Here is a 22319-nt window from a genome sequence, read left to right on the forward strand (position 1 = left end):
GCGGCCCCGGGGCGCCCATTCTCACTCGAACGGGCGCCCCGGGGCCGTTGTGGATCAGCCGGGCGGAATCAGAGCTTCGCCCACGCCTCCGTAAGCACCTGACGGACGATCCCCTCGATCTCGTCGAAGGTGGACTGGTCGGAGATCAGCGGCGGCGACAGCTGGATGACCGGGTCACCGCGGTCGTCGGCGCGGCAGTAGAGGCCGTACTCGAAGAGCTTCTTGGAGACGAAGCCGTAGAGCACGCGCTCCGACTCCTCGTCCGTGAAGGTCTCCTTGGTGGCCTTGTCCTTCACGAGCTCGATGCCGTAGAAGAAGCCGTTGCCGCGGACGTCGCCGACGATCGGCAGGTCGTGCAGCTTCTGCAGGGTCTGCAGGAAGCTGGCCTCGTTGTCGAGCACGTGCTGGTTGAGACCCTCGCGCTCGAACAGGTCGAGGTTGGCGAGGCCCACCGCGGCCGACACGGGGTGGCCGCCGAAGGTGTAGCCGTGCAGGAAGGTGTTGTCGCCCTTGTAGAACGGCTCGGCGATGCGGTCGGAGATGATGCACGCGCCGATCGGGGAGTAGCCCGAGGTCATGCCCTTGGCGCAGGTGATCATGTCCGGTACGTAGCCGAACTTGTCGCAGCCGAACATCGTGCCGAGGCGGCCGAAGGCGCAGATGACCTCGTCCGACACCAGCAGCACGTCGTACTGGTCGCAGATCTCGCGGACCCGCTGGAAGTAGCCGGGCGGCGGCGGGAAGCAGCCGCCGGCGTTCTGCACCGGCTCCAGGAAGACCGCGGCGACGGTCTCCGGGCCCTCGAAGAGGATCTCCTGCTCGATCTGGTCGGCGGCCCAGCGGCCGTAGGCCTCGGGGTCGTCGCCGAAGAGCGGGGCGCGGTAGATGTTGGTGTTCGGGACCTTGTGGGCACCGGGGACCAGCGGCTCGAAGGGTGCCTTCAGAGCCGGCAGGCCGGTGATCGACAGGGCGCCCTGCGGGGTGCCGTGGTAGGCGACCGCGCGCGAGATGACCTTGTACTTGGTCGGCTTGCCCTGGAGCTTGAAGTACTGCTTGGCGAGCTTCCACGCGGTTTCGACGGCCTCGCCGCCGCCGGTGGTGAAGAAGACCTTGTTCAGGTCGCCGGGGGCGTAGTCGGCGAGGCGCTCGGCGAGCTCGATCGCCTTGGGGTGGGCGTAGGACCACACCGGGAAGAAGGCCAGCTCCTGCGCCTGCTTGAACGCCGTCTCCGCGAGTTCGGTGCGGCCGTGGCCCGCCTGGACCACGAACAGACCCGCGAGACCGTCGAGGTAGCGCTTGCCCTTGTCGTCGTAGATGTAGGTGCCCTCACCACGGACGATCGTGGGAACGGGCGCGTTCTCGTACGAGGACATGCGGGTGAAGTGCATCCACAGGTGGTCGTACGCGGTTCGGCTGAGGTCCTTGCTCACGGCTATCGGGTTCCCCACATGTAGGTCTGTTTCTTGAGCTTCAGGTAGACGAAGCTCTCGGTGGAGCGCACGGCGGGCAGCGCCCGGATGCGTTTGTTGATGACGTCCAGCAGGTGGTCGTCGTCCTCGCAGACGACCTCGGCGAGGATGTCGAACGAGCCCGCGGTCATCACCACGTACTCGACCTCCGGCATGGCCGTCAGCGCTTCGGCCACCGGGTCGAGGTCGCCCTCGACGTTGACGCCGACCATCGCCTGCCGGCGGAAGCCCACGGTGAGCGGGTCCGTGACGGCGACGATCTGCATCACGCCCTGGTCGAGCAGCTTCTGTACGCGCTGGCGCACGGCCGCCTCGGACAGGCCCACGGCCTTGCCTATCGCGGCGTACGGACGGCGTCCGTCCTGCTGGAGCTGTTCGATGATGGCGAGGGACACGGAGTCCAGCTGGGGACTGCCGTTCCTGGACTCGCGGGTGGAGTCCCTGGGGTCTGCGCTTCGACTGGCCACGGCCTCACTGTGCACGACGTCTCGACGGTTCCGCAAGGCTATAGCGATGAAATTCGTTGTTTACGGGGACCTAGTTTGCGGATTTCGCAGTCGAGGGGTCGCCGGGGGTGTTGAAAACGTGGAAGCACGGATTAGTGTGGGTGTCTCAGCGATTGGACACCTGAACTTGGAGGGCCGGCAGTGAGCACCGAGCTGCGTCGACTGCGCAATTACATCGACGGTGAGTTCCGGGACGCCGCCGACGGGCGGACCACCGAGGTCGTCAACCCCGCGACCGGCGAGGCGTACGCGACCGCGCCGCTGTCCGGTCAGGCGGATGTGGACGCCGCGATGGCGGCCGCCGCCGCGGCCTTCCCGGCCTGGCGCGACCAGACCCCCGCCGAGCGCCAGAAGGCCCTCCTGAAGATCGCGGACGCGTTCGAGGAGCGGGCCGAGGAGCTCATCGCGGCCGAGGTGGAGAACACCGGCAAGCCGATCGGTCTGACCCGGTCCGAGGAAATCCCGCCCATGGTCGACCAGATCCGCTTCTTCGCGGGCGCGGCGCGGATGCTCGAGGGCCGCTCGGCCGGCGAGTACATGGAGGGCATGACCTCCATCGTCCGCCGTGAGCCGGTCGGCGTCTGCGCGCAGGTCGCCCCGTGGAACTACCCGATGATGATGGCGGTGTGGAAGTTCGCGCCGGCGCTCGCCGCGGGCAACACGGTCGTCCTCAAGCCCTCGGACACCACCCCCGCCTCCACTGTTTTGATCGCCGACATCATCGGCGGCATCCTCCCCACGGGCGTCTTCAACGTCATCTGCGGCGACCGCGACACCGGCCGCGCGATGGTCGAGCACCCGACCCCGGCGATGGCCTCCATCACCGGCTCGGTGCGCGCGGGCATGTCGGTCGCCGAGTCGGCGTCCAAGGACCTCAAGCGGGTCCACCTGGAGCTCGGCGGCAAGGCCCCGGTCGTGGTCTTCGCGGACACCGACATCGCCAAGGCCGTGGAGGACATCTCGGTCGCGGGCTACTTCAACGCCGGTCAGGACTGTACGGCCGCCACCCGTGTCCTCGTCCAGGAGGGCATCCACGACGAGTTCGTGGCCGCGCTCGCCAAGGCCGCGGCCGAGACCAAGACCGGCATGCCGGACGACGAGGACGTGCTCTACGGCCCGCTGAACAACCCCAACCAGCTCCAGCAGGTCACCGGGTTCATCGAGCGGCTGCCCGCCCACGCGAAGGTGGAGGCCGGTGGCCACCGGGTCGGCGACAAGGGCTTCTTCTACGCCCCGACCGTCGTCTCGGGCCTGAAGCAGGACGACGAGATCATCCAGAACGAGGTCTTCGGACCGGTCATCACCGTCCAGTCCTTCACCGACGAGGCCCAGGCCGTCGAGTGGGCGAACGGCGTGGACTTCGCCCTCGCGTCCTCCGTGTGGACGAAGGACCACGGCCGGGCGATGCGGATGTCCAAGGCCCTCGACTTCGGCTGCGTGTGGATCAACACCCACATCCCGCTGGTCGCCGAGATGCCGCACGGCGGCTTCAAGAAGTCCGGCTACGGCAAGGACCTCTCCGGGTACGGCTTCGAGGACTACACGCGGATCAAGCACGTCATGACGTCACTGGACGCGTAGCACCAGGCGTGAACACGGGGCACGGCCCCGGGCGGTGAGCACGCGGCCCCGGACGGTGATGATCCGTCCGGGGCCGCGGCGTTCCCTCGTTCTCCGCGCAGGTCCGCGGCCCGCGGCGCTCGACGCCGGTCGCCGGTATTCGGCGGCGTGAGCGGGTGGGCGGCGTGAGCGGGGGAGCGGACGGGGTGAAAGGCCCGGCCCGGGGGCGACCGGCGCGCGGCATACTGGACGGTATGCGTGTGCTGGTGGTCGAGCGGCACGGAGAGCTCGCCGAGACCGTGGCCGCCGCGCTGTGCCGGGAGCGCAGGGCGGCGCACCCGGCACCGTACGGTCCCACCGCCCCGGAGTCCGCGGAGCGCGACGGCCGTGAAGTCGTCGTACGCGAACCCGGATCCGCCGCGACGGCCGGGGGCCGGCGCCACCGCTCCCGCCCCGGCGGCCGGCGCCGGAACGGCACCGTACGGAGCGACCACCCGGCGCGCCTTGATCGACAGGGTGTCGGTTCGGCGGGCGAGGGCTCGACGCAGCGTCCATTGTCCGGGCGGTCCCGGGAACGGGATGCTGCCCGCGTGCCAGTGATGCGGAAGACCTCGACCCTGTCCCGGCGGTCCCTGCTGCGCGCCCTGGGCGGGGGTGCGGTGTTCGGCGCGCTGGCGGGGTGCGGGGTGCCCGCCGCGTACGTGTCACCCGGTGACCGTGCCGGAGCCGACCTCTCCGCCCGCGACAAACGGCTGACCTGGTCGAACTGGCCGCTCTACATCGACACCGACGACAAGGACCACACGAAGCGGCCCACGCTGGACACCTTCGAGAGGCGCACCGGTATCTCCGTCGACTACATCGAGGAGATCAACGACAACGACGAGTTCTTCGGCAAGATCAGCCCGTCCCTGATGAACCACCAGCGGACGGGCCGCGACCTGATCGTCATCAGCGACTGGATGTGCGCGCGCTTCGTCCGCCTCGGCTGGGTCCAGCGGATGAACCGGGCCGAGCAGCCGAACGTCACCAAGTACCTTGACCCGTTGCTGAGTTCACCGGCCTTCGACCCCGGCCGCAGGTCCACCGTGCCGTGGCAGTCGGGGATCACCGGCATCGCGTACAACCGCCGCAAGACGGGCCGCGAGATCAGGCACGTCTCCGATCTGTGGGCCGGTGACCTGAAGGGCCGGGTCACCCTGCTCTCCGGTCTGGACGAGGCGTTCGCGCTGCTCATGCAGGGCAACGGAGTCGACATCACCCGGTGGACCGCCGACGACTTCCACCGGATCTGCGACCAGGTCGAGAAGCACGTCCACAGCGGCCAGATCCGGCGCTTCACCGGCAACGACTACACCAAGGACCTGGTCAGCGGGGACGTACTGGCCTGTCAGGCGTACTCGGGCGACGTGATCCAGCTCCAGGCCGACAACCCGGACATCCGCTTCGTCGTCCCCGAGGAGGGCGCCGAACTCTGGTCCGACTCGCTGATGATCCCCAACCTGGCGCACCACAAGGCCAACGCGGAGAAGCTCGTCGACTACTACTACGAGCCGGAGGTGGCCGCGGAACTGGCCTCCTGGGTCAACTACGTCTGCCCGGTCCCGGCCGCCCAGGACATCCTCGCCTCCTCCGGGGACAGGGACACCGCCGCCCTCGCCGAGAACCCGCTGATCTTCCCGAACGCCACCATGCGCAAGCGGCTCGCCATCGCCCGCGACATCACGTCCACCGAACGCACGCGGTTCGCGAAGCGCTGGAACGCGATCGCGGGGCTGTGACGCGCTCCGGTGACGGTTTCTCAGCGACCGGCGGTGAGGAACAAGGCTCCGACAAGAACGAACAGGAGGATCTGGGAGCCGAGGGCGACGCAGGCCAGGGCCAGCACTCCCTTCTGCCACGGACGCGGTCCGCGCCAGGGAAGGAGCGGTGTCTGGTCCGAGGGCTGGAGCGCCGTTCCGGCCGGGGTCGTGCCGGTCTCCGCGTGGGCGCGCCACCAGTGATGGAGCGTGTGAACCCTGGCTTCGAACTCCGAGTCCCAGAGCACGCGTCCGACCCGCGGTACCGGCAATGGCGTGCGGCGCCCGCCCGCTTCGAGGACGACCGGCCTGCGCCCGCCGCGGTGGCCCTCGACGGCGATCCCTTGAATCTCGTCCCAGGCAACGGTTCGGGGCCGCAGCCCTTGTACGACCAGGTGGTCGGCAGTGAGGGTGACACCTCTGCCGAAGCTCAGGAAGCCCGCGCCCAGCAGCAGCGAGAGCGCGACGAGTGCGCCGAGCGTGCGGCCGAGGAGCGTCGGGTGATCAGCGCCGGGCCCCCCGGCGAACCCCGCCATCACCGCATCGGCCGCGAGCCAGCCGAGCAGCAGGGCGGTGGGCACCGACCTGCTTGGCGCGGGTCGCATGCCCAGCCGCTCGGGCAGTCGGCCACGGGCATGCCCCCAGGCGCCGAATTCACCAGCTGTGTCCGCGACTCGCGCCGTGCCGCCGTTGGCGAGCCACCAGCTTCGGATCGTCGCGACCTTGTCGTCGAACCGGCGGTCGCGGGACAGGAAACCGGAGCTGGGCATGCGGAGCGGGGTGCGGCGTCCGTCCGTCTCGTAGAGGACCACCCGGCGTCCGCCGGTGACCGGTTCGACCGCGACCTCGGCCACGCCGGTCCACGGGATGGTCCGGCGGCGCAGGTTGTGGACGACGACCCCCTCAGGGGTCAGGGTCACGCCGACGTAGTGGCTCAGCACCCACAGTTCGAGCGTGATCAGGAACGGCGGCACCATGGCCAGGACCCGCGACTCGAACGGCAGGCCGGACAGCCCGGACCGGTGCTGCGCCCACAGCGAGGGGTTCGACACCTGCATCAGCACGACGACCCCGAGGAGCAGGCCCAGTGGCAGGGACTGCTGCCACGAAGCCCGATAGCGGACTCGGCCAGCCATTCCCGACGATTCCGCTTCGCCACCGCGGGCTTCCTTGTTCACAGCTGTTCCACCCCTGCCGCACGGACAACGCGGGGCATGATGCCTGGCCAGGGACGGTTCGCGCAATGGTTGCCCGGCGGCCCCGGTCGGACAGGGCAACCGGCGGTCAGGGCGGGAACATGCCTTCCGCCCGCAGCGCCCACGGCGCTGATCCCGCTCCGGCCTCCCGCTCCGGCCGTCCGCTCGGGAGCGCATCCGTCCGGTGTCGCGATCCGGGCGCACGGCCGGAGCGCGCGGGAACCCCAGGCCGCGGGTGGCCGTGACGCCCGTGGCGGGACGCTGGAGCCGGGCGTACACACGTGATCCTGGACGGCACCTTGAACGACTGTGCCCGGTGGCCGGAGTCCGCGGGAACGGCAACGACCCGTGCTTCAGCCGGAAGCACACCGGTGACGGCCTTCACCGGACAGGCCCCGGCACCTCGGTGCGGGAAACCTATCCGGACGTTTCGGTGTTCTGCCCCTGGTTGACGACTCCGAAGGGAATGTGGACGCTCGGGGTCGTCTGGGACGTTCCCTTGAGGTGGATCTCCTGGTCGTCGAAGAAGATATGGGGCCTCAGTACGTCCATGATCGAACTCTTGTCGATGCCGCCGAGAAAGAAGGCGTCGTTGACGGTCACTCCCCATTTGTTCAGACTCAGCACGGCGCGCTCATGCGCCGGTGCGTTGCGTGCCGTGACGATCGATACATGCACGCGGATCGTGTAGTCCTCTTTCTCCCGGCGGCGTTCCTGCTCTCTTCGCTGCAGCTTGTTGATCTCGCGCAGGAAGTCTCGCAGCGGGCCCGCGTCGTGAGGGGTCGCCACGTTCATGGTCTCGTGAGCGCGGAAACTCTCTATCCCGTCCTGCCGGAAGACGCGCTCCGATTCATCGCCGGCGAGGACGCCGTCGAAGTCGAAGGCGATCCGCAGGTCCCTGTCCTCCGGATCGTCGGCGACGGCGGAGCCCAGGACCCGGCCCGCGGGGAGTCCCGCGGCCACGGCCTCCCGGACGTCGTTCTCGTCCGCGGACAGGAACAACGACATGTGCAGAGCGCGCACGAACTTGTACGGCGCCCGGCCCTGCATGAAAATGGCGCGGGTTATCGGCAGGCCATGCGTTTTTATGGACCGCATGACCCGAAGCCCCGTGTCGGGGTCGTTGCGGGACAGGATGATCACTTCGACCAGAGGGTCGTCCGGCGGGTTCAGGTCGTTCAGCGACAGGATGCGGCGAATGAAAGAGAAGGCGACACCGGGTTGGAGGGTGTTGTCGAGATTGGCTCGCTGGTAGATGCGATATCCCTCCTCACCTTCCTTCCGGAACACACCGTCGGACTCCGCGAGATCGAAGAGCGCGCTCGAGGCTATTCCTATGACCAGCCGGTTTTCGAGGCTATAGGGGGGCATGGTGAATTCCCTTACGTGCCGGACGAATGTGCGGGGGCGTTCTGTCGCGCTCATGCCGCCGGGCGGGGCGCCCGCCGAGGCCGGCCGGACGAAGGGGCGACCGGCCGACTCGCGCACCCGGCCCAGGCGCACCGGCACGGAGACCGAATCCCATGGCCCGCCCCTTTCCCCGGGGCACAGTGTGGCACTGGCGGACGCTTCGGCGGCAGGGGCGGTGGGCCAGGCCCCCGGCCCGGCCGCCACAACCGTCGGCGGCTTTGCCCTTTCTTTACAACCTGGTCGGCCGCTGTCTCGTCTCTCCGCTCGATCCACAACGCAGCCCCCCGGGTGACCGGGCGGGCGGTCCGAGGAAAGAGAGCGATTCATGCGCCGAACAGTCCTGAGCGCCGTGGCCCTCGCGTGCCTGGCCGTGCCGGTGGGCACGGTGTCCGCGTTCGCCGACGGGGCGAGCCCGAGCACCCGCCCCAGCGTCACCACCGCCCCGGCCCCCAGCGCCGAGCCCAGCCGGGCGACGGGCGGCAACACCCGGGCTCCGAGCCCCGTACCGAGCCGGGCGTCGACCCCGGGCCAGGTCGCCGTCGTACCGAACGGCGCACCCGACACCGGCGTGGCGCCGACGTCCACGGGGTCCGGATCGCAGAGCACGCTCCTCGGCGGGGGCGCCGCCGCGGTGCTCGTCGGCGGGGGCGCGGCGGTCTTCCTCGTACGTCGCCGGCGGGCGACCGGGGCATGACCTCACCCTCCAGGCGCGCCTTCGCCACCGCGGCCCTGGCCTCGCTGGTCGTGAGCTGCGGCGGCCATCCGGCGCAGAGGACCACGACGACCACGGGCCGGGGAGCCACGACACCGTCCACGCCAACGACAACGTCATCGCCTGCGCGGCAGTCCGCGAACGCGGCGCGTGCCCTGCGGCGTTCGGTCCCGGTCGGGTTGCGGATTCCGGCCATCGAGGTCGACACCCCGCTCATCCGGCTGGGGCTGACCCAGGGCGGCGGCGTGGAGGTGCCCCCGGTCACCGCACACGACCGGGCGGGCTGGTACCAGTTCTCGCCGACGCCGGGTCAGACCGGTCCGTCGGTGATCCTCGGTCATGTCACGGTCGGCGCCTACGGGGACGGGGTCTTCCGTCACCTCGACCGGCTGCGCCGGGACGACCGTGTCGAGGCGCGCCTGGAGAACGGCACGACGGCGGTGTTCACGGTCGACTCCGTACGCACGGTCGCCAAGGCGGAGTTCCCGGCGGACGCGGTCTACGGTGACGTGGACCGTCCGGAACTGCGGCTCATCACCTGCGGCGGCCCGCGCACCGGCGACGGATACCTCGACAACGTGATCGTCTTCGCGACGCTGAGCTCCGCGGGCCGCTGACCGGGTCCCACGGCCCGCCGCGACCCGCCGGAACCACCGGCCACCTGTCGGGAGCATCTGTCACCACCACGGCGGTCGAGGACACCGCCCCGCCCCTCCGCCGCCAGGATCCCGGGCCGCTGGACCGTAAGCCGACGGCCCGGGATCCTTCCCCACGAGTGACCCACGACCATGGAGAGCGTTGAAACGGTCCCGCGAGAAGGCCGCGTCCGAGCTGTTCGCCGCCCTCTATCCGCGCCTCGCCGGCTGGTGCCGCCGTCTGGTCGACGACGACGAGACGGCCCACGAGATCGCCTCGGAGGCGTTCACCCGGCTCTGGGCCCGCTGGACGTCCGTGGCGGAACCCCGCGGATTCCTCTACGTCACCGCGGCCAACCTCGTCCGGGACCACTGGCGCAAGCTCGAACGCGAACGCAGAGCCGTACACCGTGCCACCGTGGAGGCCGCCGTGCGCCCCCCGGTCGAACAGGCCGATCCCTCGGTACGCCTGCTCGTGGGGTCGCTGCCCGAACGGCTGCGCGTCCCGATTCTGCTGCACTACTACGCTGACATGCCGATCCGAGAGGTGTCCGTGCTGACCGGGCGCAAGGAAGGAACCATCAAGGCCGATCTCCACGCGGCCCGAGAACTGCTCCGCGCCCATCTGAGGAGAAGCCTTGATCACACGCCCTGATGACGGTCCGGACTCCGAACCCGACGACCCCCTCGCGGTCATCCTGCGGCCCTCGTCCGACTATCTCGGCCCGCCCGCCGGCCGGTACGAGGCGATCCGCCGCGGAGCGGCCCGCCGCCGGCTGCTGCGTGCCGCGGCCGGGGCCGGTCTGACCTGTGCCGCCGCCGCCCTCGTCGCGCTGCCCTTCCGCACCGCGGCACCCGACGCACCCGTGTCCCCGACCGTCCCCCTCGCCCCGCCGCCCGCGAGCGGTCCGGCGCCCCGGAGCACCCCGTCGGTCGCGCCCGACCCGTCGGTGTCGCCGCGCTCCGTCCAGCCCCGTCCCGGCGGGAGGACCCGGACCCACCTCCCCAGCGCCCAGACCGGCCGGGCCACCGACGGCCGCGCGCCGTCCACGACACCGCGCCCGACCCTCTCCTCGCCCTCCGCCGTACCGACGCGGGGCTCCGACCGGATCGTGACCACCGAGGGCGCCATCCGGCGGTAGGGCCCGCGACCGCCCGGCCCCTGCGACCCCTCGGTCCGCGACCGCCCGGCCGTGTCCCGCCGGTCCGCCTCACATCGGCGGCCGCTGTCTCGTCATAGGGGCATGAACACGAGAATCCGGTACGCCGGTCTCGGCCTCCTGGCCGTGACCGGGCTGTACACAGGCGTCTGGGCCTACTTCTCCCCGAAGGGCTGGTACGCGCACTTCCCCGGCTTCGGGCTGAGCTGGCTGCCTCAGCTGGGCCCCTACAACGAACACCTCGCCAAGGACACCGGGGCCATGTTCCTCGCGCTGGCCGTGCTGACGGTGGTCACCCTGCGCCACGCGCGCGACGACCGGCTCGGGCGGACGACGGGCGCGGTCTGGCTGGTCTTCGGTGTCCTGCACCTCGGCTATCACGTACAGCATCTCGACATGTACGGGACGCGCGACCAGGTGCTCAACGTCGTGACCCTCTCCGCGCTGCTGCTCGTGCCGGCCCTGCTGGTGGTGCCGGTCGTGCCCCTACGAAGGGACGGCTCACGGCCCGTACGACGGGGCGGCCCGCGGTGACCCGGGGCGGCGCACCAGGACGTGGACGCAGACGTAGGGGACCATCGGGACACGTGGGAGGCACGGCATGCGCGTAGCGGTGGCAGGCGGGACGGGGCTGGTCGGACGGTACGTGGTCGAGGAGTTGGCCGCGGCGGGGCAGGAGCCGGTGGTGCTGGCCAGGTCGCGGGGCGTGGACCTCGTGACGGGCGCCGGACTCGACGCGGTCGTCGCGGGCGCGGACGCGGTCGTCGACGTGAGCAACGTGACCACCATGAGCGGGCGGCGGGCCGTCTCGTTCTTCGACAGCGCCGGCCGCAATCTCCTGGACGCCGGTGAGCGGGCCGGCGTACGGCACCACGTCGTGCTGTCGATCGTCGGCGTCGACCGGGTCGGCCTCGGCTACTACCAGGGGAAGCTGCGTCAGGAGGACGTGGTGAGGAACGGGCGGACCCCGTGGACGGTGCTGCGCGCCACCCAGTTCCACGAGTTCGCGGAGCAGACCCTCGACCTCGTCCCGAAGCCGTTCGCGGTGGTGCCCCGGATGCGGACGCAGCCGGTCGCCGCCCGTGAGGTGGCCCAGCACCTCGTGCGGCTGGTGACGGCACCTGCGCGGGGCATGGCCCCCGAGCTCGCCGGACCGCGGGTCGAGCACCTCGTCGACATGGTGGGCCGGCTGCTGCGGGCCCGGCGTCGGCGTCGGCTGGTGCTGCCGGTGCGGATGCCCGGCGCCACGGGCGCCGCCATGACGGGCGACGGTCTGCTTCCGGCCGGCCCCGGGCCCCGGGGTACCCAGACCTTCGACGCGTGGCTCGCCTCGTACGTCACCCAGCACGTCGCCCAGGGAGGATGACGACGCCGTGTCCACGCCACCCGGACCCCCGCGGGACTCCGACCCCACCGTCGGCTCCCTGATGACCGAACGCCGGCGGCTGCTCAACCTCGGCTATCGCATGCTCGGTTCCGTGCAGGACGCCGAGGACGTCGTGCAGGAGACGTACGCCCGCTGGTACGCCCAGTCCGAGGAGGCGCAGCGGGAGATCGGGACACCGCTGGCGTGGCTGACCCGGGTCGCCTCCCGGATCTGCCTCGACCATCTCGCCTCGGCGCGGGTCCGCCGTGAGCGCTACACCGGCGAGTGGCTGCCCGAGCCGTTGCGGGACGGCACCGTGTGGACCAGCGCGGGGCGGGCGGGCGAGGACGATCCGGCCGACCGGATCACCCTCGACGAATCGGTCGGTATGGGGATGCTCGTGGTCCTGGACACGGTCACCCCCGCGGAACGCGTCGCCTTCGTCCTGCACGACGTCTTCGGCCTGCCGTTCACCGAGATCGCCGGGACGATGGGCCGAACCCCCGCGGCCTGCCGCCAGTTGGCCGCCTCGGCGCGCCGACGCCTCGCCCACCGGCGGTCCGGCAGCCGGCCGGCGCACGAACACCGGCGGATCGTCTCCGCGTTCCGTGCGGCGTGCGAGACCGGTGACCTCGATGCCCTCGTCGCCCTCCTCGACCCCGTGGCCGAGTCGCGCAGCGACGGGGGCGGCAAGGTGCGCGCGGCCCTGCGCCCGGTCGTCGGCCGGGACAAGGTGGCGCGCCTCTTCATCGGGCTCATGCGCAAGGAGCCCGGGATGGAGCTCGTCGAGGAGAACGTGAACGGCCTTCCCGGCGTGACGGTCCGCATCGCCGGCACCACCGTCGCCGTCGTGGCCACCGAGGTGCGCGACGGTCTGGTCACCGATCTGTGGCTGGTGATCAACCCGGACAAGCTCCACGCCTGGACCGATGCCGATGCCGATGCCGATGGTGACGGTGGGGGTGGGGGCGACGCGTCGGGGTGAGCCGGTGCGGGGGCCGACGGCGGCTCAGCCGCGGTCGGCCCGGCCCTCGCGCAGTGCGCACAGCGTGTCGACGCGGTTCGTGGTGATCGAGTCGACGCCGAGGCCGAGCAGCCGTCGCTGGGAGCGCCGGGTGTCCGGGGTCCACACGGACAGCAGATGGCCGCCGTGGTGGACCCGGGCGGCGAGGTCCCGGTCGACCAGCGTGAAGCGGTAGTTGAGCCAGCGCGGCCGCACGGCGTCGAGCAGGGCCGGGCGCGGCGGCGCGAGCGTCGTCCAGGTCAGCGCGATCTCCGCGGCGGGGTCGGCGGCGCGCACCGCCAGCATGGCCGGGGCGCCCGCGCAGTAGTACACCCGCTCCTCGGCGCCGCACGAGCGGACGACGTCGACGATCCGGCGGACGGCCCCGGCGTCGGGGCCGCCCGGCAGGTCGACCATGATCCGGCTGTCGCCGGTCGCCGCGAGGGCCGCCTCGAGCGTCGGCACCCCGCCGGCGGTGAGGCCGTGCGCCTCGTCCGCGGAGAGCGCCCGCAGCGGCCGGTCCACGTCCCACAGCCGCTTCAGCGTCTCGTCGTGCAGCAGCACGGGGACGCCGTCGCGGGTGAGCCGTACGTCGATCTCCACCGCGTCCGCGCCCCGGTGGAGCGCGGAACGCAGTGAGTCGATCGTGTTCTCACGGACGCGATAGGGGTCGCCGCGATGGGCGACGGCGGTCACGGTGTGCATGGGCCCATTGTGCACGGGGCCCATGACGCGGCGGGGCGGATCGGGCAGCGGGGCCCCCGTTGTGCGGGGGTCCCGTGGTGACGTGGGTCAGGGCGCGAGCCACGTCGAGGCGTAGGTGTCGATCTCCTCGGCGAGCCTGGTCTTGCCCGCCGGGTCGAGGAAGGACGCCTCGACGGCGTTCTTGGCGAGCGCGGCGAGACCGAGTTCGTCGAGGTCGAGGAGGCGCGCGGCGACCGCGTACTCGTTGTTGAGGTCGGTGCCGAACATCGGCGGGTCGTCGGAGTTGATGGTGACGAGGACCCCGGCCCTGGTGAACTCCTTGATGGGGTGCTCGTCGAGCGTGCGGACCGCGCGGGTGGCGATGTTGGAGGTCGGGCAGACCTCCAGGGCGATGCGGTGCTCGGCGAGGTGCGCGAGCAGCTTCGGGTCCCGGGCGGAGCTGGTGCCGTGACCGATGCGCTCGGCCCGCAGGTCGTTGAGCGCGTCCCACACGGTTTCCGGCCCGGTCGTCTCACCGGCGTGCGGAACCGACCGCAGTCCGGCGGCGATGGCCCGGTCGAAGTACGGCTTGAACTGCGGCCGCGGTACGCCGATCTCGGGTCCGCCGAGCCCGAAGGAGACGAGCCCCTCGGGCCGCACCCGGTCCTCGGTCGCGAGCCGCACCGTCTCCTCGGCCGCTTCCAGGCCCGCCTCGCCGGGAATGTCGAAGCACCAGCGCAGAACGACCCCGAACTCGGCCTCGGCGGCCTTGCGGGCGTCCTCGATCGCCTCCATGAAGGCGAGTTCGTCGATGCCCCGGCGGGTGGAGGAGTAAGGGGTGATGGTCAGTTCGGCATAGCGGACCTGCTGCCGGGCCATGTCCCGCGCGACCTCGAAGGTCAGCAGCCGGACGTCCTCGGGGGTGCGCACGAGGTCGACGACGGACAGGTACACGTCGATGAAGTGCGCGAAGTCGGTGAACGTGAAGTAGTCCGCGAGCGCCTCCGGGTCGGTCGGCACCCGGGAGTCGGGGTGACGGGCGGCGAGGGCGGAGACGATGCGCGGCGAGGCGGATCCGACGTGGTGCACATGCAGTTCGGCCTTGGGCAGTCCGGCGATGAAGGCGTGCAGATCGCGGGCGTCGCGGTGATCGGTCAAGGGGTCCCTCCCCGGGAACGGCGTCCCCGGAGCGCGGTCGGGGTACGCGGGTGATCGGCTGATCGATGACTCGGGGATCATCGTAGGCGGCGGCCCGCGCGGTGTGGGCCCGGGCCCGTAGCATGACGGGACGCACGACAGAGGGGGACCCATGTCCGACGAGGCGCAGGCGCCACAGGCCGCGCGGGACGCCGCCGGGACGCCGTGGGCGTCCCCGGACCACGGGGCCACGCCGTCTCGGCCGGGCGACGCGGCATCGGCCGCGGACCCTGAGGACGCGATACCCGCGGCGGGCCGCGCGCCCGCGTTCCCCTCCGGGTCCCCGGCCCCGGCGTACGACGGCACGACGGACCCCCGGCCCGGCCAGGCCGCCCTCGCGGACGCGGCCCCCGCCGCCCGCGCGAAGGAGCCGAACCCCTGGGCCCCGCCCGCGGACCCGGCCCCGTCCCGTTTCGGCGGCGCTCCCACGCACTCCGCGTCGCCCGCGTCCTCCGCGTCCCCGGGGTCGCCCTCGGTGCACGACCAGCCGACGATGGCCTCGTTCCCCGGCGCGGGCAGCCCGGAAGGGCCTTCCTCCGCGTCCTGGGACAACCCTTTCGCGCCTCCCGCCGGCCACACGCCCTACCCGCGCGCGAGCGCCGGAGAACCGGTCCCGCCGCCGCCCATCGGTCCCGAGGGCCCCGGCCAGGCCCCGTACGGCTACGGGTACGGCTACCCGCCGTACGGCCCGCCCGGTGCCGGCCACCAGGGCGCACCCGGCTATCCCGGCGTCCCCGGCTATCCCGGCGCGACCGGCTACGGCTGGCCGGCGATGCCCCTCGCGCCCAGCAACGGCATGGGCACCGCGGGCCTGGTGGTCGGCATCATCTCGGCCGTGGTGTTCTGCCTCTGGCCGGTGGCCTTCGTGCTGGGCATCCTCGGTGTGATCTTCGGTGTGGTCGGCCGCCGCAGGGCCGGCCGGGGCGAGGCGACGAATCCGGGGCAGGCCCTGGCCGGGATCATCTGCGGAGCGGTCGGTATCGCCCTGAGCATCGGGATGATCGCGATCTTCTTCTTCCTCCCGGACGACGGCGGCGACGCCCCGTTCTCCGGCGACGACGGGTACTCCACCTCGCTCGTCGTGCCACGCTGAACCGGGCGGCCCGGGCCGTGTCCGTCCCGTCCCGCCGGGTGGGCGGCGCCCGTCAGCCGCCCGTCCCGGCGAGCCGCTCGCGCGCCGCCATCAAGGCGAAGCCCAGCAGATTCGGTCCCCGCCAGCGCTCGGGATCCGACGCCCGTTCGTCGTCCGCCGCGAGGCCGATGCCCCATACGCGGTCCATGGGGCTGGCCTCGACCAGCACCCGCTCACCCGTGCCCAGCAGGAACGCGCGCAGACCGGGATGCGCGGCGAACTTGTGGACGCTGCCCTCGACCACGACGGCGAACCGCTCCCGCTCCCACACGGAGTCGTCGAAGTCCCGCACGAGCCGGCCCGCCTTCTTGGCGAGGGCCGGGTTCGGCGCCTCCAGCGCGCGCCGCTCGGCCGCCGCGTCCCCGAAAAGCCGCGCCTTGCCCGCCATCATCCAGTGCTCGGCGGTCGCGTAGGAGACACCGTCGACGACGAACGGTGAGGGCCACCACTGACTCAGGCAGCTCGCGCCCGTCCGGCCGTCCTGCCGCGGCCGGTGCCCCCAGAAGTGCAGGTACTTGACGCGTGTCCCCGAGTCGACCGCGCTGACCAGCGATTCCCAAGAATCGATCTTCCCCATGCACGCGAGTCTGGCATCCACCACTGACACTCCGTCCTCCCTTTTCCGTGGGGACTCGACACCTGGTCGACAGATTTCGTCGCGTAACCAAAAGGCAACAACGGAATCACTTGTTGGAGTCCCTTTGCTCTGTCAGGATCGGCACTCAAATCGAGCTGGAGCCACGCCGACCCCGCGGAAAGGGGGCGGACGGCGGAGGAGAGCGACATGCACAATCCGAGCCATCGCTTCCAGGCGCAGGACCGTTTCGCCGACGGTGCGCAGTACATCGCGGGCCGGCCGGCCCAGGGCACCTCCGGCCGCACGCACGCGGTCGTCGACCCCGCCACCGGCGACGAGGTGTACACGTACGAGCTGGCCGGCACCGCCGACGTGGACGCGGCCGTGGCCGCCGCCCGCGCGGCGTTCCCCGGCTGGGCCGGCGCCACCCCCGGCGAGCGTTCCGACTCCCTGCACCGGTTCTCCGCCGTACTGGCCGACCGCGCCGAGGAGTTGGCGCGGGCCGAGTCCCTCCAGTGCGGCAAGCCGCTGAAACTCACCCGGGAGTTCGACGTCCCGGGCACCATCGACAACACCGCGTTCTTCGCGGGCGCGGCCCGGCATCTGCAGGGCCAGTCGGCGGGCGAGTACTCCGGCGACCACACCTCCTACGTACGCCGTGAACCCATCGGCGTCGTCGGCTCCATCGCGCCCTGGAACTACCCCCTCCAGATGGCCGCCTGGAAGATCCTCCCGGCCGTCGCCGCCGGCAACACGATCGTCCTCAAGCCGGCCGAACTCACCCCGCTCACCTCGCTCCTGTTCGCCGAGGCGGCCACCGAGGCGGGCATCCCGGACGGGGTGATCAACATCGTCACGGGAGCGGGCCGGGACGCCGGTGAACACCTCGTCGGCCACCCCGACGTCGCCATGACCTCCTTCACCGGCTCCACCGCCGTCGGCAAGCGGGTCGCCGAGATCGCCACCGCGACCGTCAAGCGGCTCCACCTGGAGCTGGGCGGCAAGGCCCCCTTCGTGGTCTTCGACGACGCGGACCTGGAGGCGGCCGTGCACGGCGCGGTCGCCGGATCGCTCATCAACACCGGACAGGACTGCACCGCCGCCACCCGCGCGTACGTGCAAAGGCCCCTCTACGAGGAGTTCGTCCGCCAGGCGGCCGGCCTCATGGCGAGCGTCCGCCTCGGCGACCCGTTCGCCGCCGGCACCGACCTCGGCCCGCTCATCTCGCACGCGCAGCGCGACCGGGTGGCCGGATTCGTCGACCGGGCCCGCGGCTACGCGCGCGTGGTCACCGGCGGAGAGATCCCGCAGGAGCTCAAGGCGGGCGCGTACTACCGCCCCACCCTCGTCGCCGACGCCCCCCAGGACAGCGAGATCGTGCAGTCCGAGATCTTCGGTCCCGTCCTGGTGGTGCTCCCCTTCGACAGCGACGACGAAGGGATCCGGCTCGCCAACGACACCCCGTACGGTCTCGCCGCCTCCGCGTGGAGCCGGGACGTGTACCGGGCCAATCGCGCGACCCGCGAGATCAAGGCGGGCTGCGTCTGGGTCAACGACCACATTCCGATCATCAGCGAGATGCCGCACGGCGGTTACAAGGCGTCCGGCTTCGGCAAAGACATGTCGGCGTACTCGTTCGAGGAGTACACCCAGATCAAGCACGTCATGTTCGACAACACCGCGGTGGCCAGGAAGGACTGGCACCGCACGATCTTCGGGGACCGCTAGCAGAACGGTCCGCCCCGTCCGTGGCCGAGACCTCCCGAAAGGGCAGCACGCGCATGAAGCAGTACGAGCCCGACCGCCTGACACCGGCCGAAGCGGCCGCCGTGCGGCGCAGCTTCCGCAACGGACGGGCCGCCATGACCCGCCGTTCCCTGCTGCGCGCCTCCGCGGGCGGCGCGCTCGCGGTGGGGGGACTCGGGGCGCTCAGCGCCTGCGGGATCCCCGCGGCCGGCAAGACACAGGGCGGTGTGTCCGCCGACGACCACTCGGCCAAGGAGAAGGTCGTCGACTTCTCCAACTGGCCCGAGTACATCGACGTGGACGACAGCGGCAAACACCGTCCCACGCTCGACGCCTTCGCCAAGCGGACCGGAATCCAGGTCAAGTACACCGAGGACATCAACGACAACGACGAGTTCTTCGGCAAGGTCCAGCCGCAGCTCGCCGCGGGCCAGGCCACCGGCCGGGACCTCGTCGTGCTCACCGACTGGCTGGCCGCCCGCATGATCCGGCTCGGCTACGTCCAGAAACTGGACCCGTCCCACCTGCCGCACGCCTTCGCCAATCTGTCGGACCAGTTCCGCGCCCCCGACTGGGACCCCGGGCGCGCCTACTCGTACCCGTGGCAGGGCATCTCGACGGTCATCGCGTACAACAAGAAGGCGCTTGACGGCATCGAGGTCAGGTCGATCTCCGATCTGCTCGACAACCCCGAGCTCAAGGGCCGTGTCGGCTTCCTGACCGAGATGCGCGACAGCGTCGGCATGACCATGCTCGACATGGGCAAGGACCCGGCGAAGTTCACGGACGACGACTACGACGCGGTGATCGCGCGCCTCCAGAAGGCCGTCGACAAGGGGCAGATCCGCCGCTTCACCGGCAACGACTACACGTCCGACCTCAGCAAGGGCGACTTCGCCGCGTGCGTCGCCTGGGCGGGCGACATCGTGCAGCTCCAGGCGGACAGCCCCGACGTCGGCTACGTGATCCCCGACAGCGGATACATGACGTCGACCGACAACATGCTCATCCCGAACAAGGCGCGTCACAAGACGAACGCGGAGCGGCTCATCGACTACTACTACGAGCTGGAGCCGGCCGCCGAACTCGCCGCCTACATCAACTACGTGAGCCCGGTCGCGGGAGTGAAGCCCTATCTCGCCAAGATCGACAAGTCGGCGGCGGACAACCCGCTGATCGTTCCCGACAAGGCCATGCAGGCCAAGTCCCATGCCTTCCGCTCACTGAGCTCGAAGGAAGAGACGGCCTATCAGCAGAAGTTCGCGAAGCTCACAGGGGCGTGACGAGGATGAACACCACGGACAACAGCGGCGACGTCCGCCTCTCCGCTATCAGCAAGACCTACGGCTCCTTCACCGCCGTGCAACCGCTCGACCTCACCGTGCCGCAGGGCTCGTTCTTCGCCCTGCTCGGCGCCTCCGGCTGTGGCAAGACCACCACCCTGCGCATGATCGCGGGACTGGAGGAACCCTCCTCCGGCACCGTGTTCCTCGGTGACCAGGAGGTCACCCACCTGCCGCCCTACAAGCGGCCGGTGAACACCGTCTTCCAGTCCTACGCCCTCTTCCCGCATCTCGACATCTTCGAGAACGTCGCCTTCGGCCTGCGCCGACGCGGCATCAAGTCGGTGAAGAAGCAGGTGGGCGACATGCTCGACCTCGTCCAGCTCGGCGAGCAGGCGCGCAAGAAACCGCACCAGCTCTCCGGCGGCCAGCAGCAGCGCGTCGCGGTGGCCCGCGCACTGATCAACCACCCCAAGGTGCTGCTCCTCGACGAGCCGCTCGGCGCCCTCGACCTCAAGCTGCGCCGTCAGATGCAGCTGGAGCTCAAGCGCATCCAGACCGAGGTCGGCATCACCTTCGTCCACGTCACGCACGACCAGGAGGAGGCCATGACCATGGCCGACACGGTCGCCGTGATGAACGCGGGCCGCGTCGAGCAGCTCGGCGCCCCCGCCGACCTCTACGAGAACCCGAACACCACCTTCGTCGCGAACTTCCTCGGCACCTCGAACCTCATCGAGGCCGAGGTCGACTCCCGCGACGGCGAGGACATCGTGCTGAAGGCGGGCGGCGGGAAGCTCGTGCTGCCCGGGGCCCGCTGTGCGGCGCCCACGACGACCGGCGGCAAGGTCCTGGTCGGCGTGCGCCCCGAGAAGATCTCGCTCACCCACGCGGACGACGCCGGCGAGATCCCGGCCGGCCGCAACCGCATCACCGGCAAGATCGCCGACTCCAGCTTCATCGGCGTCTCCACGCAGTACGTCATCGACAGCGCCGTCTGTCCCGAGTTCGAGGTCTACGCCCAGAACATCGACCGCGACCCCCGGCTCATCCCCGGCGCCGACGTCGTCCTGCACTGGAGCCCGGCGCACACCTTCGGGCTGGACGCGGCGCAGGACATCGACGCGGGTGTGGAGAGCGTCGAGGAGGAGGCCGCCTGATGGCCACCGTCACCGAGGCGCCGCCCCGCGCGCCGCAGCCGGACAGCAAGCCGCCCCGCAGACGCGGCCGCCTCGTCCCGTACTGGCTGCTCCTGCCCGGCATCCTGTGGCTGCTGGTCTTCTTCGCGCTGCCGATGGTCTACCAGGCCTCCACGTCCGTGCAGACGGGCTCCCTGGAGGAGGGCTTCAAGGTCACCTGGCACTTCCAGACGTACTGGAACGCGCTGTCCGACTACTGGCCGCAGTTCCTGCGCTCGGTGCTCTACGCCGGCGCCGCCACGATCCTGTGCCTGCTGCTCGGGTACCCGCTGGCGTACCTGATCGCCTTCCGGGCGGGCCGCTGGCGCAACGTCGTGCTGATCCTGGTCATCGCGCCGTTCTTCACCAGCTTCCTGATCCGCACGCTCGCCTGGAAGACGATCCTCGCGGACGGCGGCCCGGTCGTCGGCGCCCTCAACACGCTGCACGTCCTGGACGTCACCAGCTGGCTCGGCTTCACGGCGGGCGACCGGGTACTGGCCACCCCGCTCGCGGTGGTCTGCGGTCTGACGTACAACTTCCTGCCGTTCATGATCCTGCCGCTCTACACCTCGCTGGAGCGCATCGACGGACGGCTGCACGAGGCGGCGGGCGACCTGTACGCGAAGCCGTTCACCACCTTCCGCAAGGTCACCTTCCCGCTGTCGATGCCCGGAGTCGTCTCCGGCACCCTGCTCACCTTCATCCCCGCCAGCGGCGACTACGTCAACGCGGACCTGCTCGGCTCCACGGACACCCGCATGGTCGGCAACGTCATCCAGACGCAGTTCCTGCGGATCCTCGACTATCCGACGGCCGCGGCGCTCTCCTTCATCCTCATGGCCGCGATCCTCATCATGGTCACGCTCTACATCCGCAAGTCCGGGACGGAGGATCTGGTCTAAATGGCCTTCGTACGCTGGTTCAAGAGGAATCTCGTCGTCATCGCGGGACTGGTCACCCTCGGATATCTGCTGCTGCCGAACGTGATCGTCACGGTGTTCTCCTTCAACAAACCGAAGGGGCGTTTCAACTACGAGTGGCAGCAGTTCTCCACGGACGCCTGGCGCGATCCGTGCGGGGTCGCCGACATGTGCGGCTCGCTCTCCCTCAGCCTCCAGATCGCCGTCTGGGCGACCCTCGGGGCCACCGTCCTCGGCACGATGATCGCCTTCGCGCTGGTCCGCTACCGCTTCCGGGCCCGCGGCGCGGTGAACTCGCTGATCTTCCTGCCGATGGCGATGCCCGAGGTCGTGATGGCCGCCTCGCTGCTGACGCTCTTCCTCAACCTGGGCGCCCAGCTGGGCTTCTGGACGATCCTGATCGCCCACATCATGTTCTGCCTCAGCTTCGTCGTGACCGCCGTCAAGGCGCGCGTGATGTCGATGGATCCGCGCCTGGAGCAGGCGGCCCAGGACCTTTACGCGGGGCCGGTGCAGACCTTCCTGCGCGTCACCCTGCCCATCGCCGCCCCCGGGATCGCCGCGGGCGCGCTGCTCGCCTTCGCGCTCTCCTTCGACGATTTCATCATCACCAATTTCAACGCGGGCTCGACCGTCACCTTCCCCATGTTCGTGTGGGGTTCGGCGCAGCGCGGGACACCCGTTCAGATCAATGTCATCGGTACGGCCATGTTCATCGTCGCCGTACTGTTCGTCCTGGTCGGCATGGTCATAGGAAATCGCCGCAACAGGCAGAAGGCGTAA

At 70.7% G+C, this 22319-nt stretch carries 21 protein-coding genes and 1 pseudogene; 15 read left to right on the plus strand and 7 right to left on the minus strand.

Annotated features, from left to right (window positions below):
* Nucleotides 1–68 precede the first annotated feature (68 nt).
* Together ABZV34_RS21245 and ABZV34_RS21250 are read right to left on the minus strand one after the other, a co-directional pair.
* Complete coding sequence (locus ABZV34_RS21245) at nucleotides 69–1448, minus strand: aspartate aminotransferase family protein (RefSeq protein ID WP_356278703.1); 1380 nt, start codon at nucleotides 1446–1448, stop codon at nucleotides 69–71.
* Nucleotides 1433–1951: an Lrp/AsnC family transcriptional regulator gene (locus ABZV34_RS21250; RefSeq protein ID WP_356278706.1), complete on the minus strand. Its 519-nt coding sequence runs from the start codon at nucleotides 1949–1951 to the stop codon at nucleotides 1433–1435. The genes ABZV34_RS21245 and ABZV34_RS21250 overlap by 16 nt, the downstream gene beginning before the upstream one ends.
* A 165-nt stretch (nucleotides 1952–2116) precedes the next feature.
* On the opposite strand from ABZV34_RS21250, the gene ABZV34_RS21255 reads away from it, so the two are divergent.
* Both ABZV34_RS21255 and ABZV34_RS21260 read left to right on the plus strand, forming a co-directional pair.
* On the plus strand, nucleotides 2117–3556 hold the full coding sequence (locus ABZV34_RS21255) for a gamma-aminobutyraldehyde dehydrogenase (RefSeq protein WP_356278709.1): 1440 nt from the start codon (nucleotides 2117–2119) through the stop codon (nucleotides 3554–3556).
* 578 nt (nucleotides 3557–4134) lie between these two features.
* Nucleotides 4135–5316: a spermidine/putrescine ABC transporter substrate-binding protein gene (locus ABZV34_RS21260; RefSeq protein ID WP_356278904.1), complete on the plus strand. Its 1182-nt coding sequence runs from the start codon at nucleotides 4135–4137 to the stop codon at nucleotides 5314–5316.
* Between the two features lie 20 nt (nucleotides 5317–5336).
* Here ABZV34_RS21260 and ABZV34_RS21265 read toward each other — a convergent pair whose 3' ends face one another.
* Together ABZV34_RS21265 and ABZV34_RS21270 are read right to left on the minus strand one after the other, a co-directional pair.
* Nucleotides 5337–6470, minus strand: a complete 1134-nt coding sequence (locus ABZV34_RS21265) for a hypothetical protein (protein WP_356278712.1) — start codon at nucleotides 6468–6470, stop codon at nucleotides 5337–5339.
* A 477-nt stretch (nucleotides 6471–6947) separates the two neighbouring features.
* Nucleotides 6948–7901: a 5'-nucleotidase gene (locus ABZV34_RS21270; protein ID WP_356278906.1), complete on the minus strand. Its 954-nt coding sequence runs from the start codon at nucleotides 7899–7901 to the stop codon at nucleotides 6948–6950.
* A 364-nt stretch (nucleotides 7902–8265) separates the two neighbouring features.
* On the opposite strand from ABZV34_RS21270, the gene ABZV34_RS21275 reads away from it, so the two are divergent.
* The 7 genes from ABZV34_RS21275 (at nucleotide 8266) to sigJ (ending at nucleotide 12798) form a co-directional block, all read left to right on the plus strand.
* Complete coding sequence (locus tag ABZV34_RS21275; protein WP_356278715.1) at nucleotides 8266–8634, plus strand: LPXTG cell wall anchor domain-containing protein; 369 nt, start codon at nucleotides 8266–8268, stop codon at nucleotides 8632–8634.
* Nucleotides 8631–9269: a class F sortase gene (locus ABZV34_RS21280; RefSeq protein WP_356278718.1), complete on the plus strand. Its 639-nt coding sequence runs from the start codon at nucleotides 8631–8633 to the stop codon at nucleotides 9267–9269. Before ABZV34_RS21275 ends, ABZV34_RS21280 begins: the two co-directional genes overlap by 4 nt.
* Before the next feature lie 181 nt (nucleotides 9270–9450).
* Nucleotides 9451–9942, plus strand: a complete 492-nt coding sequence (locus ABZV34_RS21285; protein ID WP_356278721.1) for an RNA polymerase sigma factor — start codon at nucleotides 9451–9453, stop codon at nucleotides 9940–9942.
* On the plus strand, nucleotides 9926–10429 hold the full coding sequence (locus ABZV34_RS21290; protein WP_356278723.1) for a hypothetical protein: 504 nt from the start codon (nucleotides 9926–9928) through the stop codon (nucleotides 10427–10429). The genes ABZV34_RS21285 and ABZV34_RS21290 overlap by 17 nt, the downstream gene beginning before the upstream one ends.
* A gap of 102 nt (nucleotides 10430–10531) precedes the next feature.
* Nucleotides 10532–10981 (plus strand): hypothetical protein, encoded by a 450-nt coding sequence (locus ABZV34_RS21295; protein WP_356278726.1) that lies wholly within the window; start codon nucleotides 10532–10534, stop codon nucleotides 10979–10981.
* Between the two features lie 67 nt (nucleotides 10982–11048).
* Entirely contained in the window at nucleotides 11049–11813 is a 765-nt protein-coding gene (locus tag ABZV34_RS21300; RefSeq protein ID WP_356278728.1) for an NAD(P)H-binding protein, read from the plus strand.
* 61 nt (nucleotides 11814–11874) lie between these two features.
* Nucleotides 11875–12798: an RNA polymerase sigma factor SigJ gene (sigJ, locus tag ABZV34_RS21305; protein ID WP_356278908.1), complete on the plus strand. Its 924-nt coding sequence runs from the start codon at nucleotides 11875–11877 to the stop codon at nucleotides 12796–12798.
* A gap of 24 nt (nucleotides 12799–12822) precedes the next feature.
* Here the strand turns inward: sigJ and ABZV34_RS21310 are convergent, their stop codons facing one another.
* Together ABZV34_RS21310 and ABZV34_RS21315 are read right to left on the minus strand one after the other, a co-directional pair.
* Nucleotides 12823–13521, minus strand: a complete 699-nt coding sequence (locus ABZV34_RS21310) for a glycerophosphodiester phosphodiesterase (RefSeq protein WP_356278730.1) — start codon at nucleotides 13519–13521, stop codon at nucleotides 12823–12825.
* Nucleotides 13522–13608: 87 nt separating this feature from the next.
* A pseudogene (locus ABZV34_RS21315) lies at nucleotides 13609–14782 on the minus strand (adenosine deaminase).
* 27 nt (nucleotides 14783–14809) lie between these two features.
* Here ABZV34_RS21315 and ABZV34_RS21320 point away from each other — a divergent pair.
* Nucleotides 14810–15790 carry a DUF4190 domain-containing protein gene (locus tag ABZV34_RS21320; protein WP_356278733.1) on the plus strand — a complete coding sequence of 327 codons (981 nt, stop codon included), beginning with the start codon at nucleotides 14810–14812 and terminating at the stop codon, nucleotides 15788–15790.
* 52 nt (nucleotides 15791–15842) lie between these two features.
* Here ABZV34_RS21320 and ABZV34_RS21325 read toward each other — a convergent pair whose 3' ends face one another.
* A complete protein-coding gene (locus ABZV34_RS21325; RefSeq protein WP_356278736.1) occupies nucleotides 15843–16406 on the minus strand; it encodes an NADAR family protein in 564 nt (187 codons plus the stop codon).
* Nucleotides 16407–16613: 207 nt separating this feature from the next.
* Between ABZV34_RS21325 and ABZV34_RS21330 the strand changes: the two genes are divergently transcribed.
* Genes ABZV34_RS21330 through ABZV34_RS21350 form a run of 5 tightly spaced genes read left to right on the plus strand, consistent with a single transcriptional unit; the run spans nucleotide 16614 to nucleotide 22319 of the window.
* Complete coding sequence (locus ABZV34_RS21330) at nucleotides 16614–18134, plus strand: gamma-aminobutyraldehyde dehydrogenase (RefSeq protein WP_356278739.1); 1521 nt, start codon at nucleotides 16614–16616, stop codon at nucleotides 18132–18134.
* 53 nt (nucleotides 18135–18187) lie between these two features.
* Nucleotides 18188–19435: a spermidine/putrescine ABC transporter substrate-binding protein gene (locus ABZV34_RS21335; protein WP_356278741.1), complete on the plus strand. Its 1248-nt coding sequence runs from the start codon at nucleotides 18188–18190 to the stop codon at nucleotides 19433–19435.
* A complete protein-coding gene (locus ABZV34_RS21340; protein WP_356278744.1) occupies nucleotides 19432–20595 on the plus strand; it encodes an ABC transporter ATP-binding protein in 1164 nt (387 codons plus the stop codon). The genes ABZV34_RS21335 and ABZV34_RS21340 overlap by 4 nt, the downstream gene beginning before the upstream one ends.
* On the plus strand, nucleotides 20595–21518 hold the full coding sequence (locus tag ABZV34_RS21345; protein ID WP_356278747.1) for an ABC transporter permease: 924 nt from the start codon (nucleotides 20595–20597) through the stop codon (nucleotides 21516–21518). The genes ABZV34_RS21340 and ABZV34_RS21345 overlap by 1 nt, the downstream gene beginning before the upstream one ends.
* Nucleotides 21519–22319 carry an ABC transporter permease gene (locus ABZV34_RS21350; RefSeq protein WP_153288298.1) on the plus strand — a complete coding sequence of 267 codons (801 nt, stop codon included), beginning with the start codon at nucleotides 21519–21521 and terminating at the stop codon, nucleotides 22317–22319.

The sequence above is a fragment of the Streptomyces sp. NPDC005195 genome (assembly GCF_040608315.1).
Classification (GTDB): Bacteria; Actinomycetota; Actinomycetes; order Streptomycetales; family Streptomycetaceae; genus Streptomyces; species Streptomyces kaempferi.